The sequence below is a fragment of the Amycolatopsis sp. NPDC098790 genome (assembly GCF_044759945.1).
GTDB lineage: Bacteria > Actinomycetota > Actinomycetes > Mycobacteriales > Pseudonocardiaceae > Amycolatopsis.
The window spans coordinates 104,726-119,613 of sequence record NZ_JBIWAI010000007.1 but is presented as its reverse complement, the minus strand read 5'-3'; the positions used below and the strand labels follow the sequence as shown (position 1 = coordinate 119,613).

Sequence of the window (14,888 nt, the reverse complement as noted above, 5' to 3'; positions counted from 1 at the left end):
CATGGCGGAGTAGCGGCGGACGTAGTCCTGCTGGTTTTCGCCGGCGGGGCTGCCGCAGTTGTCGTACTTGAGGTAGTCGACGCCCCAGCTCGCGAAGAGGTTCGCGTCGGCCTGCTCGTGGCCGAGGCTGCCGGGGTAGTGCTGGCAGGTTTCGGTGCCGGCGCTCTCGTAGATGCCGAACTTCATGCCGCGGGCGTGGATGTAGTCGCCGAGGGCCTTGAGGCCGCTGGGGAACTTGGCGGAGTCGGCGACGAGGTTGCCGTTGCCGTCGCGCGTCTTGGTCATCCAGCAGTCGTCGAGGTTGACGTAGGTGTAGCCGCGGTCGCGCATCCCGGAGCTGACCATGAGGTCGGTGGTCTGCTTGACGAGCGTCTCGTTGATGTTGCACTCGAAGGTGTTCCAGGTGTTCCACCCCATGGGTGGAGTTCTCGCCAGCCCGTTCTCGAGGGCATCGGCGGGCGGGCTGACCAGGGCGGCGGCCGCGATGGCGGTGGTAAGGACGGCGAAGACTCGGCGCATGGCGGCTCCAACCGGACGGCATTGTCTGGACCACTGCAGGCAGCATCGGTGTCGGATCCTGCGCGGTCAAGCGCCATTTTGAGTATTCGTGTTGGATTCCCGACTAAAGTTGTGTGCTTTCTTGCTGCAGTCGCCGGGCGACATCCACGGTGGCAGCCCCGGCGACGGCCATGGCCTCGGTGTCCCGCAGAGAGCGACAGAGGACGAAGGCGCCTTCGAGGTTGTTGACGGCGGTGATGGTGAGTGTCCGTGCGTCTTCACGGCTGAGCCCGAACCTTTGGAGCTTCTCGGTCCCGGCGTCGATCCAGGCGGTGAAGACGTCGGCGGTGGCCTGCCGCAGCGGTTCGTTGGTGGAGGCGACCTCGAGGGCAACGGTCGCGATCGGGCAGCCTTCGACGTAGTCGGTGGCTTCGAGGGTGGCGATCCCGGCGGCGAAGAAGGTCTCGATCCCGCTGACCAGATCGGGCGCGGGCGCGATGAAGAGGTCGAAGAGCTGGATGTAGGCGAGTCCGGAGGTCCGGATGACTTCCGCCCCGAGCTGCTCCTTGCCGCCGGGGAAGAAGTGGTAGAGCGACCCGAAGGGAGCGTTCGCTTCGGAGACGATCTGCTTGAGCCCGGTACCGCTGTAGCCGTTGCGCCGGAAGAGTTCGGCACCGGCGGCCATGATGCGTTCTTTGGTCCCTGCCACGGGATCCAGGATACGCGGACGTTAGAGCGTTCTACCGAGTCCGGCTTGTCCACAGCCCGGCGGCAATGTGGACAAGCCGGCCCCATTGTCGGCTTTCGGCGGGTTCTGTCGGCCACCCCCGATACACTGGATGCGGGGCCGGTCCCCCGGAGAGGGCGGGGGCTGCGTTAGTGGATTTCCCAGGCCGGGCCCGGGTCCTCCGCGTCGTCGCGCAGGATCGTCCCCTCGATCAGCCCGTACGGCCGGTCCGCCGCGTAGAACACCTCGTTGTCGTTCTTCAACCCGAACGGGCTCAGGTCCACCAGGAAGTGGTGCTTGTTCGGCAGCGACAGCCGCACCTCGGCGACCTCCTCGCGCCCCTCCAGCACGGCGGCGCCCATCGCGTACAGCGTCTGCTGCAGCGAAAGGCTGTGCTTCGTCGCGAACGTCTCCAGCATCAGCCGCCGGATTTCGCGGTGGCTCTCGGCCCAGTCGACGTCCTCGCCCTGGTAACGCCACTTCGCCGTGACAGCGGTGGCCAGAATCCGGTCGTCGGTCTCGGCGAGCGTCGTGTACTGGTCGCGCGGGAAGCCGTGGAACTCCGATCCCGTGGACTTCAGCAGCGTCAAGCCGTCGATGCCGGACACGACCCATGCGCGACCGTCCCGGATCGTCACGGCCGTGGTGCGCCGTTCGTCGCCGGAGCGGCTGAACGCGTGGTCGTGCGGCTCGCCGCCGACCGCGATCCGGTCCCAGCCGTGCTCGTCGATCTTGACGCGCGCGCCGGTGATGTTCCCCTGCGTGCCGGTGAAGTGCCGCACCAGGCGCAGGCCGAAGTCCTCGATCTCGCCGACCGGTGCCTCCTTCGCGAAGGCGTACACGGTGTTCTTCTGCGTGTCGGTCGCGAGCACGCCGGCGTTGTCGCCGGTGAGGTGCGTCGCGGCGAGCTCGCCCCGCAGCGACGTCGACACGGTGAGGTCCTTCAGGTGGTGGACGGGGCCGTCGCGGCGCACCGTCACCAGGCGGACCTCCGCCTTGCCGTACTGGTTGGGGCCCAGTGTGATGGCCACGGTTCAGCTCCCTCGGTAGGTCGAATAGGCGAACGGGCTGAGCAGGAGCGGCACGTGGTGGTGCGCGGAGCCGTCGGCGATCCGGAAGGTGAGGGCCACCTCCGGGAAGAAGGCGTCCGGGCCCAGGTAGGCGCCGGTGTCGAAGACCAGGCGGTAGACGCCGGGCTCGAGCGTCTCCGGGCCGAGGTCGCGGATGCGGCCGTCGTCGTCGGTGCGCCCGTCGGCGATCGGCTTCCCTTCGGCGGTCTCGAACCGGACGGCGATCCCGCTTGCGGGGCGCCCGGTCGCCGTGTCGAGGACGTGGGTGGTCACGAGGCTCACGCGGTCACCGCTTTCGCGAGTCGGAGTTCGGCGATCTTGACCAGCTCCCGCCCGGCGACGGCCAGTTCGGTCGCGGGATCGTTGTCCAGCCTGGAGTTGAGGATCTTCAGCAGCTCTTCGCCGCTTCGGCCGCTGGCGCAGACGAGGTAGACGTGGCCGAACTTGGCTTCGTACCGGGCATTCGCGTCGGCGAACGCGTCGGCGTTGTCCACACCGGACTGTTCCGAGCGCGCCCAGCCGTCCGCCGGCTTTTCGCCGATCCGCGGGTGGGCGGCCATGGCCTGCCGGATCTCGTCGGTGGTCAACGGCAGGTCGGCGGCTTGGCGCAGCGCCTCGAAGTCCGCGTACGGGCGGTGCTCGACGATCGCGTCCACCCAGCGGGGGACGGCGAGACAAGCGGTCAGCGCCGGCCGCACGTCATCGGCGTCGGCGGTGTTGAAGTCGGTGAGGGTGAGCGGCACGGGGAACTCCTCGTGAGTGGCGTCCCGCTGACCGTACGTCGGCTCCGGAGTTCCGTCAACATTTTGTTGAATGCGCTGGTCAGTCGGCCTCTCGGTTCAGGTAGTTGTAGACGGTGAACCGCGTGACGCCCAGCGCGTCGGCCACCGAGGAGACCGATTTCCGCAGGCCGAAGGCCCCGCGTTCCCGCAGCAGCCGGACGGCGCGTTGCTTGCCGGCGCGGTCGAGTTCGCCGAGCTTGGCGCCCAGTTCGCGTTCGACGTCGGCGATCAGCCGGTCGAGGGCGTCGTTGAGCGCGACGGGTTTCGCTCCCGTCCGTCCCGGCTCGGCTTGGCGCACCTGCAGCGTCACCTGCGTAGCGCCCGCGTCGAGGGCTGCCTGCGCGATCGCCGGGAGGGCGTCGTACAGCTCCTTCGCTTCGCCTCGCGCCAGCGTCCCGAGCGGCCCGAAGTCCGTCTCCAGTCCCGCTTCCACGGCGGCGTCGCGCGCGGCGATCGCGTGCTCGGGTGGCGAACCCTCGCCACGGAACGGTTCGCTGGTGAACTCCGCTTCAAGCCGCACGAGGATGACCGTAACGCGCCGCGTCCGTCGTTGACGAGCGGCGCGCGCCGTGGTTACTGTCGTTGTGCGAAACCGCCTTTCCGTACTGTGAAATCGGCGGTGGTCAATCCTCCCGGAGAAGGGCTTTCGGATGGATCTTGTGGTGCGCGCGGCCCGAGCCGTCACGGCCGAGGGCGAGGTTCCGGCGACCTTCGGCGTCGACGGCGGCCGGATCGTCGCGGTCGAACCCGGCGGGGCTGCCCTGTCCGGCGACCGAGAGCTGAACCTCGGCGACGACGTCGTGCTGCTGCCCGGACTCGTCGACACGCACGTCCACGTCAACGATCCCGGCCGCGCGGAGTGGGAGGGCTTCGAGACGGCGACGCGCGCGGCGGCCGCGGGTGGTGTGACCACGATCGTGGACATGCCGCTCAACAGCCTGCCCCCGACCGTCGACGTCGCGGCCCTGGAGGTCAAGCGCAAGGCGGCGACCGGCCGGGTGCACGTCGACGTCGGCTTCTGGGGTGGCGCGATCCCCGGCAACGTTGGCGACCTGCGCGCCCTGCACGAAGCGGGCGTCTTCGGCTTCAAGTGCTTCCTGCTGCACTCGGGCGTCGACGAGTTCCCGCCGCTCGACCCGGCGGGGCTCGACGAAGCGTTGCGCGAGCTGAGTTCCTTCGACGCACTGATGATCGTTCACGCGGAGGACGCACACGAGATCGATTCGGCGCCGGAGCCACACGGCGGTCGCTATGTCGACTTCCTGCGCTCCCGGCCGCGTGAGGCTGAGAACCTCGCGATCACGCACGTCATCGAGGCCGCCCGCCGCCACGATGCGCGAGCGCACATCCTGCACCTCTCGTCGGCTGAGGCGCTGCCATTGGTCGCTTCGGCGCGTCGCGACGGCGTGGCGCTGACCGCCGAGACCTGCCCGCACTACCTCAGCTTCATCGCCGAGGAGATCCGCGACGGCGCGACGCAGTTCAAGTGCTGCCCGCCGATCCGGGAGGCGGCCAACCGCGAGCTGCTGTGGCAGGGGCTCGCCGACGGGGTGATCGACACCATCGTGAGTGACCATTCGCCGTGCACGCCGGAGCTGAAACGCTTCGACAGCGGCGACTTCGGGCTCGCCTGGGGCGGGATTTCGAGCCTGCAGCTGGGCTTGCCGGCGATCTGGACCCAGGCGCGGCAACGCGGGTTCGCGCTCACCGACGTCGTCCGCTGGATGGCCGAACGTCCCGCCGCGCAGGCCGGGATGCGCCGCAAGGGTCACCTGGCGACCGGGTACGACGCCGATTTCTGCGTGTTCGCGCCGGACGAAGCGTTCGTCGTCGACGTCGCGAAACTGAAGCACCGCAACCCGGTCAGCGCCTACGACCGGCGTCCGCTCGCCGGCGTCGTGCGCTCGACGTGGTTGCGGGGCACCGAAATCACCGGCGACGAGCCGCGCGGCGCGTTGCTGAACCGGGGGGATTGCTGAAATGGAGGCTGCCTTGTCCGAACGTCCTGAGCGTCCCGAGTGGACGGACCTGCCCGACCTCGCGTCGCGCCGCTTCGGCGGGACGGTGATGTGGGCGACCGACGAGCTGTTCGCCGAGAAGGAGAACCTGGTCAACCCGTGGACGCCGGCGCACCGCGCCGAGACGTTCGGCCCGAAGGGCCAGGTGTACGACGGCTGGGAGACCCGCCGCCACCGCGAACCGGGCGACGACCAGGCGATCCTGCGGCTCGGCCTGGCGGGCACGGTCACCGGCGTCGTCGTCGACACGGCGTTCTTCAAGGGCAACTACCCGCCGTTCGTCTCGGTCGAGGCGGCGTCGGTGCCGGGCTACCCGTCGGCGGCGGAGCTGCGGACGGCGGACTGGGACGTCCTGGTCGACCACGCCCCGGCGGCCGGCCACACGGAGAACTTCTACGCGGTCAACGGTTCCCGCAGGTACACGCACGTGCGGTTGACGCAGCACCCGGACGGCGGCGTGGCCCGCCTGCGCGTCCACGGCATGCCGATCCCGGACCCGGACCTGCTCGATCTGGACGCGCTCGACTTGGGGGCGTTGGAGAACGGTGCCGTGGTGACGGGGTGCAGCAACAAGTTCTACTCATCGCCGAACAACCTGCTCTCGCCCGGCTTGGCGGCGCACCAGGCCGAGGGCTGGGAGACGGCCCGCCGCCGCGACGACGGGAATGATTGGGTGACGCTCCGCCTCGCAGGCGCCGGCATCGTCCGGTTCGCCGAATTGGACACGAGCAACCTCAAGGGCAACGCCCCGGGCTGGGCATCGGTGAGCGGCCGCGACACGTACGGCGAGTGGGTCGAGCTGCTGCCGAAGACCCGCCTGCAGCCGGACACCCGCCACCGCTTCGCTTTGAAGGACGGCCCGGAGGTGACGGAGGCCCGGTTGGACATCTACCCGGACGGCGGACTGGCCAGGCTGCGCCTGTTCGGCCGGCTCACGGAGGCGGGCCGGACGAACTTGAAGGCCCGTTACGCGAAGACGCGCTAGTTGTTCGCGCCGGGACGGTTGAGGTAGGCGGAGGCCAGCGAGAGCACGCAGGCGCAGCCGATGATGGCGCTGACCCACCACTGAAGCCCGGCCACGACGCTCCAGACGAAGCCCGCCGCCGCCAGCACGGCGACGAGGATGTTCCGGAACTGCAGCGGGGTGGGTTTGGCCATGCCCCCAGCCTCTCACGGGCGCGCGCAGGGTTGCCGCGCGCCCACGCGTGTGGTTGGCCGGGCTTGCGCCGGTCTGCTGTTGGGCTGCCACCCGCGGCCGCGGTGCGTGCTTGGTCACGCGGGTGTGCGCCGGGCGCTCGCCTCAGGTGAGGCCAGACCTGCGCCGGTTCCGCGTGCTTGCGCGGGATGTCTGCCGGGCTTGCGCCTGACCGGCGCGGAGTGGCCACTCGTCCCCGCCCCGCCCCGCCCCGCCCCGCCCCGCCCCGCCCCGCCCCGCCCCGCCCCGCTCTTGCCCGTTCTCAGATCTCCGCGCGCTGGCCGGGCTCGAGGAGCACCAGCCGGTCGGTCAGGCCGGCCGTCTCGAACTCCTTGCGCAGCACGTCCGGGCCTTCGGTGAAGTGCTGCCAGCCGCGGAAGTGCAGCGGTACCACCTTTGCCGCGTCGAGCACCTTTGCCGCCTCGACCGCGTTCGCGCTGGTCAGCGTCAGGGGCGCGCCGTCGAAGAAGACCGTTCGGGCGGCGCCGGCGAACAGGACCGCGATGTCGATGCGGAACCGCGCGGCGATCTCGCGCACGAGGTCGACCGACGCGTTGTCCCCGCTCACGTACACCGTCGGCACGCCCTCGCCGGTCAGGACGAAGCCGGTGACCTCGCCGGTGAACTGCTCGGCGCCCTCCGGCCCGTGCAGTGCCGGGACGGCCGTGATCGTCAGTGGTCCGACATTCGTCTCCTCCCATGGTTTCAACCCCTGCGCGGTCCCGCCGAGCCGTTCGGCTCCGCTGGGCGTGACGAGGGTCAGCGGCACCGTCCCGAGGTACGCGCGGCCGCGGTCGTCCAGGTTGTCCGGGTGCTGGTCGTGGGACAGCAGGACGGCGTCCACCACACCGACTGCTTCTTCGGTCAGCACGGAGTCCTCGGTCTTGACCAGCACACGCTCGCCGACGGGGTGGTCGCCGGGCGCGTCGAAGGTCGGGTCGGTGAGCAGCCGCACGCCGGCCAGCTCCAGGAGCGCGGTCGGGCCGCCGGACAGGGTGATCCCCAGGTTCTCGGTCATACCCGGGGCCAACAGTGGGAACGTGCGTTCTCTTCCCTACGGTGCCGACTGCCTCCGCGAGCTGATCACGCCGGTGTTGAACCCGGCCAGGTGGAGCCCGCCCGCGAAGCGCGCATGTTCGATCTTCACGCACCGGTTCATCACGACGTCCAATCCGGCTTCCCGCGCCCGATCGGCCGCCGGTTCGTGCCACAGCCCGAGTTGCAGCCACAGCGTCCGCGCGCCGGCGTCGATCACCTCTTCGGTCACCTGGGGCAGGTCGTCGTGCCTCCGGAAGACGCTGACCAGGTCCGGTCCACCCGGTACGTCCTTGAGCGAGGCGTACACCGGTTTGCCGAACAGCGTGTCCAGCCGCGGGTTGACGAAGTTGACCTCGTAGCGCGTCGACGAGAGCAAATACGTCGCGACGAAGTAGCTCGGCCGGGCCGGATTGGCAGAAGCGCCCACCAGCGTCACCGACTTCGTCCGGTTGAGAATCGCCCGCCGTTCGACGGCGCCCACCGCGTACGTCATCCGGCCACCGCCTTGCCCAGCGCCTGGTCGATGTCCCAGAGGATGTCGTCGACGTCCTCCAACCCGATCGACAGCCGGATCAGGTCGGGGCCGACGCCCGCGGCCGCCAGCTGCTCCTCCGACAGCTGGGCGTGCGTGGTCGACGCCGGGTGGATCACCAGTGTCCGTGCGTCCCCGACGTTCGCCAGGTGCGACAGCAGCTCCACCGATTCGACGAACTTCTCGCCCGCCGCTCGGCCGCCGTCGATGCCGAACGAGAACACCGCGCCCGGCCCGGCGGGCAGGTACTTCTTCGCCAGGTCGTGGTGGGGATGGGAGGGCAGCCCGGCGTACGACACCCACGCCACCCGGGGATCCGCTTGGAGGTGCTCGGCGACCGCCCGGGCGTTGGCGACGTGCGCGTCCATCCGCTGCGGAAGCGTCTCGACCCCTTGCAGCAGCAGGAAAGCCGAGTGCGGCGACAGGACCGCGCCGATGTCCCGCAGCTGCTCGGCGCGCAGCCGGGTGCAGAACGCGTACTCGCCGAAGTTCTCCCAGTACCTGAGCCCGCCGTAGCTGTCGACGGTCTCGGTCATCCGCGGGAACTTCCCGTTGCCCCAGTCGAACTTCCCGGACTCGACGACGATCCCGCCGAGCGTCGTCCCGTGCCCGCCGAGGAACTTCGTCGCCGAGTGCAGCACGATGTCGGCGCCGTGCTCGATCGGACGGCACAGGTACGGCGTCGCCAGCGTCGCGTCCACGACGAGCGGGATGTCGTGGGAGTGCGCGAGATCCGCCAGCGCCGCGAGGTCGGCGATGCCGCCGCCGGGGTTGCCGATCACCTCGGTGTAGAGCAGCCGGGTCCGCTCGGTGATCGCGGCCGCGTAGTCGTCGATGCCGCCGCTGACGAACGTCGTTTCGACGCCGAACCGCCTCAGCGTGCCGGTGAGCTGGGTGACCGTGCCACCGTAGAGGCCGCTCGCCGACACGATGTGGTCGCCCGCTTCGGTCAGCGCGCTGAAGGTGAGGAACTCCGCGGCCTGCCCGCTCGCGGTCGCCACGCCGCCGATGGCGCCTTCGAGGCTGGCGATCCGCTCCTCGAACGCGGCCACGGTCGGATTCCCTATCCGGCTGTAGATGTTGCCGTACTTCTGCAGCGCGAAGAGGTTCGCCGCGTCGGCGGCGTCTTCGAAGACGAAGCTCGTGGTCTGGTAGATCGGCACGGCCCGCGCGCCGGTCGCCGGATCGGGGGTGCCGCCCGCGTGCAGTGCGCGGGTCCGGAAGCCCCAGGTGCGTTCACTCATCGGTTCTCACCGTATCCGTCCTCCCCGTCGGATGGCCACGCGTCCCAGGCGGTGGGCGAGGCCATTTCGTGCTGTCGACGGTAGCACGATTCGGAATTCCGTGCGCTACACTCGAAAGCATGAAATGCGCCGCCTGTGGCAAGCCGCTGCCACCTCGCGAAGGTTCTGGGCGAAAACGCCAGTACTGCGATGCTACGTGCCGGAGTGCGGCCCGTCGACAGCGAGAGCACGTAAAGACGGACTTGACACATCCCGATCGTCAATACATTCTTGACAGCGTGCCGGCGCACGGGCCGCTGGGTTCGGTTCGCGAAGCGTTGCGGAAGCTGCGTGACGCGGAGGAGACCTTGCGGGACGCGGTGGACGTGGCCAGGACGGCCGGGCACACGTGGCAGGAGATCGGCGATCTGCTCGGCACGAGCCGGCAGGCCGCTTTCCAGCGGTTCGGCCGGCCGGTCGATCCGACGACGGGAGCGTCCATGACGGACTTGAAGCCACCGGACGCGATCGATCGCGCCCGGGAGCTCGTGGCCGAGTTCGTCGGCTGCCAGTGGCAGGAAGTCCGCCGGGATTTCGACGACCGCATGCGCGACGTGGTCGGCGAGCACGAGCTGCAGCTCGCCTGGGCGCAGGTGGCCGGATCGGTCGGACGGTACGAGGGAATGGGGGAGCCGTACGCGCGGTCGACGGGTGACTACACCGTCGTCCACATGCCGCTGGCCTTCGAGGCGGGCGAGCGGACCGTGCAGGTGACCTACCGGGAAGACGGCCAAGTGGCCGGGTTGTGGATCCGGCCGCCCGAAGAGTAGCCGGAGATCAAGGGGAACCATGGAAGCGCAGGGGGAGAGATGAAGACAGCGATAGCGGGCGTGGTCGTGGTCCTGGCGGCACTGGTGGCCCCGGCCGCCCAAGCGGCCGAGGTGCCCACGGCGACGCAGCAGCTCGAGTGGGTGGTCGACGCGACCGGGCGCGTCCCGGTGTCGGACGCCGAGGTCCGCGAGCACGTCGCCCAGGTCCTGCTGGACGCGGTAGGCGGTACGCCGGGAGTCAACGGTGCGCTCGGCGGGCTGGGCCCGCTCCAGGTGAAACGGATCGTCACCGAGGCACCGGACCACCTGGAAGCGGCGGTCCACGGAACCGCCGACGACTACCTGCTCGGCCTGCACGTGGACCAGGCCGGGCTGATCGACGGGCTCACGGCGAAACCCGACGACCCGGTCCCGGCTTCGTGGCCGGAGGTCGACGCGCAGCTGGCGGCGCTCGGTGGCCGGGTGTCGTTCGGTGCGTCGGAAATCCTGCCGGACGGGCGTTGCCGGGACGTGCACGGCGTCCGCGACGACGTGCAACGGCCGTTGGGCTCGGCGTTCAAGCTCTACGTCCTGGGCGCGCTCGGCAAGGCGGTCGCCGAGCACCGAGCGTCCTGGACCGAGCAGCTCGCGATCCGGGACGACTGGAAGAGCCTGCCGTCCGGGGTGCTGCAGAACGAACCGGCGGGCACGCGGCTCCCGTTGTCCGCCTACGCCGACAAGATGATCTCGATCAGCGACAACACCGCGACCGACCACCTGATCCACCGGTTGGGGCGGGACGCCGTGCAGCGGCAGCTGACCGCGTTCGGCAACCAGCGGCCGGCAGCGAACATCCCGTTCCTGACGACGAAAGCGATGTTCGAGCTCAAGGCCGCCCAGTACCCGGCTCGCGCCGACGCCTACCTGGCGCTGCCACGCTGGGCGCGTCCCGCGGCGGTCGCCGGGCTGGAACGGCTTCCGCTCGCCGGCCTGCAGGGCTGGCAAGCACCCGAGAAGATCGACGACATCGAGTGGTTCGGTTCGCCGGACGACATCTGCCGGGCGTTCTCCGGGCTGAAGAAGGAAGACCAGCCGGAGATCGGGCACGCGTTGTCGCTGAACGACGGTGGCCTCGGGCTCGACCGGGCGAAGTTCCCCGAGGTCTGGTTCAAGGGCGGCAGCGAACCCGGCGTGCTGACCTTGAACTACCTGGCGCGCACGGCCGACGGCCGGTCACTGGTCACCAGCGTCATGGTGTCGGACCCGGTCACCGCGTTGAACGAAAACCACGTGGCGGCACGGGGAATCGCCGTCGCGAAGGGCGCCGTGGCGCTCCTCGCGGCTACGCTTCGTCCGTGACGGTGCGGTGGAGCCTGACGATCGACTGCGCGGAACCCCGCGCGCTGGCGAGGTTCTGGGCGGTGGCCCTCGGCTACATCGAGCGGCCACCACCCCCGGGCTTCGCGAGCTGGGAAGACTGGTTCTCGCACCACGGTGTGCCCGAGGCGGAATGGGACGACGGCGCCTACCTGAGCGATCCGGAAGGTGTGCTGCCGAACCTGAGCTTCCTCAAGGTGCCCGAGGGAAAGGTCGTGAAGAACCGGCTGCACCTCGACGTCCAGGCAGGTGGTGGCCGCGACGTTCCGTGGGAGACACGGTGGGAGCGGGTCGTCGAAGCAGTCGCCCGCCTCACCGCGGCGGGCGCGACCGTGCTGCGCGAAGACGTTCTGGACAGTCGCCCGGACCACGTCGTGATGGCCGATCCGGAGGGCAACGAGTTCTGCGTGCTCTGAGCTGTCGATCCGGGCGCGGTGCGTTCGTGTAAGAGGTGGATCCGGACACGAAGGAGTGCTGATGACGTTCACCGACGAAGAGATCGGCTACCTGCGTTCGCAGCCACTCGCCCGCGTGGCCACGCTCGGCGCAGGCGGGCAGCCGGACGTCGTCCCGCTCGCGTTCGAGTTCGACGGCGAGCACTTCTGGGTCGGCGGGACCGGCGCGGCGGTGGCGGCGACCCGCAAGTTCCGCAACGTCGGCGCCGGCCGGCGGAAGGTCGCGCTGGTGGTGGACGACCTCGTGTCGGTGCAACCGTTCGTCGCGCGGGCGATCCGCGTGTACGGCGAGGCGGACGATCCGCTGGAACGGACCGGGTTGGTGGGGCCCGGGCTGTACACGCGGATCACCCCGCGGATCTCGTGGAGCTGGAACATGGCGGGAGAGCCTGTTGGCGAGAGCTGGTACGAGCCGAGGAGGGTGGTTCATGGGTAGCTGACCGGGGCGGGATGACCCAGGTCACGCACGACGTCTGCACGTTCCGGTCACATCGGCCGCCGCCGCGGGGTCTACTGCTACGACTGCGGCGGAAGGAACGGGGACACGGTGGACACGCTGACCGAACGGTTCGAGCAGGAGCGCCCGCGGCTACGGGCGGTCGCCTACCGGATGCTCGGTTCGGCGAGCGAGGCCGACGACGCCGTCCAGGAGGCTTGGCTGCGGTTCGACCGCACCGACCTCGGTGAGGTCGAGAACGTCGGCGCGTGGCTGACCACCGTCGTCGCGCGGGTGTGCCTGTCGATGCTGCGGACGCGGCGCAACCACCGCGAGGAGCCCTTGGACGGCCGGCCCGAGCAGGGCGAGGATCGCCGGGACCCCGAGCAGGAGGCGGAACTGGCCGACACGGTCGGACTGGCTTTGCTGGTCGTGCTCGATGCCCTGGCGCCGGCCGAACGGGTCGCGTTCGTGCTGCACGACATGTTCGCCGTGCCGTTCGACGAGATCGCGCCGATGATCGACAAGACGCCGGCGGCGGCCCGCCAGCTGGCGAGCCGGGCCCGGAGGCGGGTCAGGGGCGGCTCCGCGGTGGACGCGGACCTGCCGCGGAGGCGGAAGGTCGTCGAGGCGTTCCTGGCGGCGTCCCGTGGCGGCGACTTCGAAGCGCTGCTCTCGCTCCTCGCCCCGGACGTGGTGCTGCACGCGGACCGGTTCGTCGGCCCGAGCCCGGCGCCGGTCGTGCTGCGCGGTGTCGAGAACGTGCGCAGGGGCGCGGTGCTGGCCTCCGAACGGGCCCGCACCAGCGAGCTGGCCCTCGTGGACGGCTCGCCGGGGCTGCTCTGGATGCCCGGAGGACGGCTGTCGGTCGTCCTGGTGTTCCGGGTCGACGGCGACCGGATCGCGGGTATCGAGGTCATCGCCGACCCGGACCGGCTGCGCGGGCTGGAGCTGGCCGTCCTCGACTGATCCGGGTCAGCCCAGGGCGGCGCGAAGGCGGGCGTCGCGCTCGGCCGGTGTTTGACGTGGGCAGCTCACGCACTTCGGGTTGCCGACCTCGTAGATCAGGCAGCAGGACGCCCGGCGCACGGCCGGTGTCCGGCCGACGCGCACGAAGCGGGGCTTCGGCAGGTCCAAGCCGATCGCGGCGACGAGCGGCTCGGCCAGGGCCATCGCGTGTTCGGGATCGGCCGTCCACAGCAGCCGGTTGCCGATCGAGTCGGTGGCGATGGCACCGAGGGCGCGCGGGCGGGCTCCGGTGACGTCGGCGATCGTCGCGATGGCGGTCCCGAGTGCCTCGCCGAATGCGGTGCCCAGCTCGGGCAGCCCGCCGGCGAGGGGACGGGTGGACCGGGCGCCGAGGAACCGGCCGTCGGCGAGGAGGTCGATCTCCATGGCGTCGAGCGACGGGTCGGCCAGCGCGGAGGGCGCCGACTCAGCGGGCGCGGCGGGCGCAGAGGACGCAGACGACACGGAGGACAGCGAGGAGGGCGTGGACGACGTGACCCGGCCCTCCGGCGCCGGCGCCGGAGGGCGGGCCGCGGCGGCCAGGCTCTCCACGGCCGGAGCCACCAGCACCGACGAGAGCGAGTACCACCAGATCGTGCCGAGCACGTCCGGCGCGGCGCAGCCGTAGAGCTTGGCCGCGCCGCCGATGCGGGCGCGGACCCACTCGGCGTCCGCGAGCAGGGTCGCGGGCGCGGTCCAGTCGGGCTTCACACCGCCCAGCCTTCCAGATCGCGGAGGCGGGGACGGCGTTGCGAAGACCGGGGCACCCTCGGGAACCTCACAGCCGGCGGTAGGTGGAGACCGTGAAGGACACCGTCACGGCCTGGGGCTCGCTCAGCGCGTCGAGGCGGGAACGGCGGTCGCCGCGATCGAGGTGGAACGCCGTCGGGCCCATCTCCACCGCCTGGCGGATCTGCTGGGGCGTCAACTGCGCCGTCCGGCGGACCTCCGTGCGTCCGGTGCGGGCGAAGTACTCGCCGAGGGTGCCGTCCAGGCGCTCCTCCTTGCGCTCGTCCACCGACAGCACCAGGTCGCCCAGCTCGCGGAGGTGGTCCGGCGCCGGGGCGGCGACCGTGAGCAGCCCGCCGGGACGCAGGACGCGGTGGAACTCGGCCCCGTTGCGGGGCGCGAAGACGTTCAGCACCGCCGACGCCACCTCGTCGCCCACCGGCCACGGTTCCCAAAGGTTCCACACCGCCGCGCCCAGCCTCGGGTGGGCGCGGGCCGCGCGGCGCAACGCCACTGCGGAAACGTCCAACGCGAGACCGAACGCGGCCGGAGCCGACTCCAGGACGTGCGCCAGGTAGTAGCCCGTTCCGGCGCCCGCGTCGATCACCAGGTCGCCGGCCTCCGCGCAGACGCGGGCCAGCTCGTCCGCGAGCGGGCGGTAGGCACCGGAAGCGAGGAAGTCCGCGCGGGCCGCGACCATCGGGGCCGTGTCCGCCGTTCCGGCCGGGATTCGCGCGTGCAACAGGTTCACGTACCCCTGCCGGGCTAGATCGAAAGAGTGCCCCTTAGCGCAACGCAGCGTGCGCTCGACACCCTTCAGCGGCGCGGCGCACACCGAACAGCGCAACGCCTCGACGACCCGGGGTGGCAGTGGGTCATTCCCGTGGTCGGCTGGGGTCATGGGGATATTCGACCACGACGTAAAGCAACCGGACACTCCAGCACACCTCCCGGGAAACCTGGCCGTAACAACCGGGCGTGGACAGTTCAC

Annotated in this window: 18 protein-coding genes and 1 pseudogene; 7 read left to right on the top strand and 12 right to left on the bottom strand. The window is 70.5% G+C overall.

The window, feature by feature from the left end; genetic code table 11:
- The 6 genes and pseudogenes from ACIQWX_RS41370 to ACIQWX_RS41345 form a co-directional block, all read right to left on the bottom strand.
- Positions 1-417: pseudogene (locus ACIQWX_RS41370) on the bottom strand (glycoside hydrolase family 27 protein); the annotation flags it as partial.
- A 205-nt stretch (positions 418-622) separates the two neighbouring features.
- The gene (locus tag ACIQWX_RS41365) at positions 623-1,183 is read right to left on the bottom strand and encodes a TetR/AcrR family transcriptional regulator (protein WP_400884327.1); all 561 of its coding nucleotides are present in this window, start codon (positions 1,181-1,183) and stop codon (positions 623-625) included.
- 191 nt (positions 1,184-1,374) lie between these two features.
- The gene (gene pucL, locus ACIQWX_RS41360; protein WP_400883475.1) at positions 1,375-2,256 is read right to left on the bottom strand and encodes a factor-independent urate hydroxylase; all 882 of its coding nucleotides are present in this window, start codon (positions 2,254-2,256) and stop codon (positions 1,375-1,377) included.
- 3 nt (positions 2,257-2,259) lie between these two features.
- Complete coding sequence (gene uraH, locus ACIQWX_RS41355; protein WP_400883472.1) at positions 2,260-2,577, bottom strand: hydroxyisourate hydrolase; 318 nt, start codon at positions 2,575-2,577, stop codon at positions 2,260-2,262.
- Positions 2,574-3,038: a 2-oxo-4-hydroxy-4-carboxy-5-ureidoimidazoline decarboxylase gene (gene uraD / locus ACIQWX_RS41350; protein WP_400883470.1), complete on the bottom strand. Its 465-nt coding sequence runs from the start codon at positions 3,036-3,038 to the stop codon at positions 2,574-2,576. Before uraD ends, uraH begins: the two co-directional genes overlap by 4 nt.
- A 79-nt stretch (positions 3,039-3,117) precedes the next feature.
- Positions 3,118-3,597: a helix-turn-helix domain-containing protein gene (locus tag ACIQWX_RS41345; protein ID WP_400883467.1), complete on the bottom strand. Its 480-nt coding sequence runs from the start codon at positions 3,595-3,597 to the stop codon at positions 3,118-3,120.
- Between the two features lie 130 nt (positions 3,598-3,727).
- On the opposite strand from ACIQWX_RS41345, the gene allB reads away from it, so the two are divergent.
- A complete protein-coding gene (gene allB, locus ACIQWX_RS41340; protein ID WP_400883464.1) occupies positions 3,728-5,056 on the top strand; it encodes an allantoinase AllB in 1,329 nt (442 codons plus the stop codon).
- A 1-nt stretch (position 5,057) separates the two neighbouring features.
- Positions 5,058-6,080 carry an allantoicase gene (gene alc, locus ACIQWX_RS41335; RefSeq protein ID WP_400883461.1) on the top strand — a complete coding sequence of 341 codons (1,023 nt, stop codon included), beginning with the start codon at positions 5,058-5,060 and terminating at the stop codon, positions 6,078-6,080.
- Here alc and ACIQWX_RS41330 read toward each other — a convergent pair.
- The 4 genes from ACIQWX_RS41330 to ACIQWX_RS41315 all read right to left on the bottom strand — a co-directional run bounded on the left by ACIQWX_RS41330 (position 6,077) and on the right by ACIQWX_RS41315 (position 9,104).
- On the bottom strand, positions 6,077-6,253 hold the full coding sequence (locus ACIQWX_RS41330; RefSeq protein ID WP_400883458.1) for a hypothetical protein: 177 nt from the start codon (positions 6,251-6,253) through the stop codon (positions 6,077-6,079). The genes alc and ACIQWX_RS41330 overlap by 4 nt on opposite strands.
- Before the next feature lie 299 nt (positions 6,254-6,552).
- Entirely contained in the window at positions 6,553-7,308 is a 756-nt protein-coding gene (locus ACIQWX_RS41325; RefSeq protein ID WP_400883456.1) for an MBL fold metallo-hydrolase, read from the bottom strand.
- Positions 7,309-7,344: 36 nt separating this feature from the next.
- The gene (locus ACIQWX_RS41320) at positions 7,345-7,821 is read right to left on the bottom strand and encodes a CoA-binding protein (protein WP_400883453.1); all 477 of its coding nucleotides are present in this window, start codon (positions 7,819-7,821) and stop codon (positions 7,345-7,347) included.
- Positions 7,818-9,104 (bottom strand): O-acetylhomoserine aminocarboxypropyltransferase/cysteine synthase family protein, encoded by a 1,287-nt coding sequence (locus ACIQWX_RS41315; RefSeq protein ID WP_400883451.1) that lies wholly within the window; start codon positions 9,102-9,104, stop codon positions 7,818-7,820. The genes ACIQWX_RS41320 and ACIQWX_RS41315 overlap by 4 nt, the downstream gene beginning before the upstream one ends.
- A gap of 278 nt (positions 9,105-9,382) precedes the next feature.
- On the opposite strand from ACIQWX_RS41315, the gene ACIQWX_RS41310 reads away from it, so the two are divergent.
- From ACIQWX_RS41310 to ACIQWX_RS41290, 5 genes are all read left to right on the top strand, one after another.
- Positions 9,383-9,913 carry a DUF3887 domain-containing protein gene (locus tag ACIQWX_RS41310; RefSeq protein ID WP_400883448.1) on the top strand — a complete coding sequence of 177 codons (531 nt, stop codon included), beginning with the start codon at positions 9,383-9,385 and terminating at the stop codon, positions 9,911-9,913.
- Positions 9,914-9,952: 39 nt separating this feature from the next.
- Positions 9,953-11,251 (top strand): serine hydrolase, encoded by a 1,299-nt coding sequence (locus ACIQWX_RS41305; RefSeq protein ID WP_400883445.1) that lies wholly within the window; start codon positions 9,953-9,955, stop codon positions 11,249-11,251.
- Positions 11,248-11,685 carry a VOC family protein gene (locus tag ACIQWX_RS41300; protein ID WP_400883442.1) on the top strand — a complete coding sequence of 146 codons (438 nt, stop codon included), beginning with the start codon at positions 11,248-11,250 and terminating at the stop codon, positions 11,683-11,685. Before ACIQWX_RS41305 ends, ACIQWX_RS41300 begins: the two co-directional genes overlap by 4 nt.
- A gap of 61 nt (positions 11,686-11,746) precedes the next feature.
- On the top strand, positions 11,747-12,160 hold the full coding sequence (locus ACIQWX_RS41295) for a PPOX class F420-dependent oxidoreductase (RefSeq protein WP_400883439.1): 414 nt from the start codon (positions 11,747-11,749) through the stop codon (positions 12,158-12,160).
- Between the two features lie 111 nt (positions 12,161-12,271).
- Positions 12,272-13,129 (top strand): sigma-70 family RNA polymerase sigma factor, encoded by an 858-nt coding sequence (locus tag ACIQWX_RS41290; RefSeq protein WP_400883436.1) that lies wholly within the window; start codon positions 12,272-12,274, stop codon positions 13,127-13,129.
- 6 nt (positions 13,130-13,135) lie between these two features.
- Here ACIQWX_RS41290 and ACIQWX_RS41285 read toward each other — a convergent pair whose 3' ends face one another.
- Positions 13,136-13,879 carry a (2Fe-2S)-binding protein gene (locus ACIQWX_RS41285; RefSeq protein WP_400883433.1) on the bottom strand — a complete coding sequence of 248 codons (744 nt, stop codon included), beginning with the start codon at positions 13,877-13,879 and terminating at the stop codon, positions 13,136-13,138.
- A 67-nt stretch (positions 13,880-13,946) separates the two neighbouring features.
- Positions 13,947-14,798, bottom strand: a complete 852-nt coding sequence (locus ACIQWX_RS41280; RefSeq protein ID WP_400883430.1) for a putative RNA methyltransferase — start codon at positions 14,796-14,798, stop codon at positions 13,947-13,949.
- Between the last annotated feature and the right edge of the window lie 90 nt (positions 14,799-14,888).